Annotated in this window: 2 protein-coding genes and 1 pseudogene; 2 read left to right on the top strand and 1 reads right to left on the bottom strand. The window is 75.2% G+C overall.

The window, feature by feature from the left end:
- Window positions 1–168 precede the first annotated feature (168 nt).
- The gene (locus L0B03_RS17055) at window positions 169–876 is read right to left on the bottom strand and encodes a pyridoxal 5'-phosphate synthase (RefSeq protein WP_250448093.1); all 708 of its coding nucleotides are present in this window, start codon (window positions 874–876) and stop codon (window positions 169–171) included.
- 88 nt (window positions 877–964) lie between these two features.
- Between L0B03_RS17055 and L0B03_RS17050 the strand changes: the two genes are divergently transcribed.
- Window positions 965–1888 carry a 3-methyladenine DNA glycosylase gene (locus L0B03_RS17050; RefSeq protein WP_250448091.1) on the top strand — a complete coding sequence of 308 codons (924 nt, stop codon included), beginning with the start codon at window positions 965–967 and terminating at the stop codon, window positions 1886–1888.
- A pseudogene (locus L0B03_RS17045) lies at window positions 1885–2071 on the top strand (LD-carboxypeptidase); the annotation flags it as partial. The gene L0B03_RS17050 and the pseudogene L0B03_RS17045, both read left to right, overlap by 4 nt.

Genomic DNA, 2071 nt, shown 5'->3' with positions numbered 1-2071 from the left:
CGACGCGATCCGCGGCCGGTTCGGCACCGCGAGCGTCGGCTACCTGCCCGTGCTGGTGCACCGCGAGGGGGCCGTCCCCGACGCCTTCCGGGAGCTCGCCGAGCACGACGAGCCGGCAGAGCACGGCGGCCCGAGCCCGGACGGGCTGGCCCCGAGCCGGGCCGGGCCCTAGGGCCAACGCATCCCGCTGCTCCAGCCCTCCTCGTCGCGCTCGTAGACCAGCCGCCGGTGCGCCCGGTCACCGCTCCCCTGCCAGAACTCGACCCGCGTCGGCTCGACCTCGTACACGACCCAGGTCGCCAGCACGAGGTCCGGGGACCGCTCGATCTCCTCGGCGGCCTGGCGGGTCGCCTCGGCGAGCTCGTCGACCTCCTCGAGAGGTTCCCCCGGCCGCGCCGCCAGGGCGGCCGCGCGCGAGGCGGGAGAGCGGCTCAGGAAGTCCTCCGCCGAGGCCGGGACGTCGACCTGTCGCGCGACGCCCTCGACGCGCACCTGCCTGCCCTGGGGCTGCCAGTAGAAGCACAGGGCGACCTGCGGCCGGGCCTCGAGGTCCTGGGCCTTGCGGCTGCGCGCATCGGTCGCGAACCTCCACGCGCCGTCGACCACGTCGTCGAGCACCACGACGCGGCTCGAGGGCTGACCGTCGGGCCCCACCGTCGCGACGGTCAAGGTGTGCGGCTCGGGCACGCCGCGCTCGAGCGCCTCCTCGAACCAGCGCAGGAACAGCTCGACCGGTTCAGCGGGGGCGTCGGCGGGGGCGAGCTCGGGCAGCGGGCCCGCGAGCGCGGGGATCCGACGCAGCCGCGAGCGCAACGAGTCGCGGTCCGGACGCCGCGAGACGGGCTCGGGCCGATCGCCGTGCGTGGGGTCGGTCATGGTGCCTCCTGGTCTCGTTGCGACCCTAGGCCCACGCAGCCGACGCCACCCTGAGTGATGGACCCCGGGGCGGATCTACCCTGGGACGATGCCGACCGTCGTCCCGCACCACCTCGCGCCCGAGGTGCTGCCTGCCAGCCTCTGGCTCCCGCAGGCCCGGGCGCACCAGGCCCGCGCCGACGAGCTCACCGCGGACCACCGTGCACGCCGCGCCGCGGGCGAGCGGCACCCGATCGACGACTTCCTCTTCGACTACTACGGCACCAAGCCCTCTCTGCTGCGGCGCTGGCACCCCGGGCCGGGCCTGGCCCTGTCCCCGACCCCCGAGGGTTCGTCCGAGCACGCGGGGTGGCGGTGGTACCGCGAGGACGGGGACGGCGTGGTGCGGCTCGACGTCGAGGCCTTCCTCGCCGACCGGGGCAGCACGGTGCGGTACGTCCACCACCTGCTCTCGGCGACCGCGGGCCGTCCCGCGCACACCGGCTGCCTGGGTCTGCACGAGTGGGCGATGGTCTACCGCCAGGACGACGCCCGACGCCGCCACTCCCTGCCCCTGCGCCTCGGTCGCGAGGGCACCGACGCCGTGGTGGAGTCCCACCCGCTGCGCTGCACCCACATCGACGCCTTCCGCTTCTTCACGCCGCAGGCCGTGGGCCGCAACCGGCTGCAGCCCACCCGCGAGAACCAGCCCGAGCTCGAGCAGCCCGGGTGCCTGCACGCGAACATGGACCTCTGGAAGTGGGCCTCGAAGCTCGGCCCCGCCGTGCCCGGAGACCTCGCCCTGGACTGCTTCGCCCTGGCGCGCGAGATCCGCACCCTCGACATGCAGGCCTCCCCCTACGACGTGTCGAGCCTCGGTGAGCAGGCCGTGGCGATCGAGACCCCCGAGGGCAAGGCCGAGTACGTCGCCCGGCAGCGCGGCTTCGCCGAGAGGTCGGGCGCGTTGCGCGCCCGGCTGATCCAGGTCTGCGCAGACCTGGACCCCACCCTGGTGCCACACTCGACCGTGTGACCCTTCGCTACCCGGCCTCCCTGCGTCCCGGGGACGTGATCGGCGTGACCGCGCCGTCGGCGGGCGTCGCCGCCGTGCTGCGCCCGCGCCTCGAGGTGGCCGTCGAGCACCTGCGCTCGCGCGGGTTCGAGGTGCTGCTCGGCGACTGCCTCGACGACGCCGGGGTGGTCAGCGCACCGGCCG

The organism is Actinotalea sp. C106 (genome assembly GCF_023630195.1).
In the GTDB taxonomy this organism is placed as follows: Bacteria; Actinomycetota; Actinomycetes; order Actinomycetales; family Cellulomonadaceae; genus Actinotalea.
This window is presented reverse-complemented; position numbering and strand designations above follow the sequence as displayed.

Excerpts from the sequence above, each read along its gene's own strand:
- L0B03_RS17055 (WP_250448093.1), bottom strand. The coding sequence starts at position 876 with ATGACCGACCCCACGCACGGCGATCGGCCCGAGCCCGTCTCGCGGCGT.
- L0B03_RS17050 (WP_250448091.1), top strand. The coding sequence starts at position 965 with ATGCCGACCGTCGTCCCGCACCACCTCGCGCCCGAGGTGCTGCCTGCC.